Source organism: Amycolatopsis sp. SID8362, from assembly GCF_010550475.1.
GTDB classification, from domain to species: domain Bacteria; phylum Actinomycetota; class Actinomycetes; order Mycobacteriales; family Pseudonocardiaceae; genus Amycolatopsis; species Amycolatopsis eburnea.
In genome coordinates, this window is the sequence record NZ_JAAGNB010000088.1 from 1 (window position 1) to 505 (window position 505).

General features: G+C 76.4%; 1 protein-coding gene. It reads right to left on the reverse strand.

Annotated features, from left to right (window positions below; all coding sequences use genetic code 11):
* Positions 1-505: SDR family NAD(P)-dependent oxidoreductase (locus tag G3I65_RS03035; protein WP_160694516.1), on the reverse strand; the 505-nt coding region annotated here is incomplete at both ends.

The window sequence follows — 505 nt, forward strand, 5'->3', positions numbered from 1 at the left end:
GCCCGCGCAGCATCCGCACCGCGTCGTCGTCGGCGGCCATCCCGGACTCCGCCCACGGGCCCCAGGCGATCGCGGTCGCGGGGAGCCCGCGGCCACGGCGTTCTTCGGCGAGCGCGTCGAGGAACGCGTTCGCCGCACCGTAAACCGCCTGCTCGCCGCTGCCCCACACGCCGGAGATCGAGGAGAACAGGACGAACGCGTCCAGGTCGCGGTCGCGGGTCAGCTCGTCGAGGTGCCGTGCGCCGGCCACCTTCCCGGCCAGCACCGCGGTCACCTCCCCGGGCGTGATCGCCGGGATCGGGCCGTTCTGGCCGGTGCCGGCGGCGTGCACCACGGCGGTCAGCGGCAGGTCCGCCGGGATGGCCGCGATGACCTTTTCGAGGGCGTCCCGGTCGGCCGCGTCGCAGGCGGCGAGGGTGACGCGGACGCCGAGGGCGGACAGTTCCGAGGCCAGCTCGACCGCGCCGGGCGCCTTCGCGCCGCGGCGGCCGGTGAGCACGAGGTG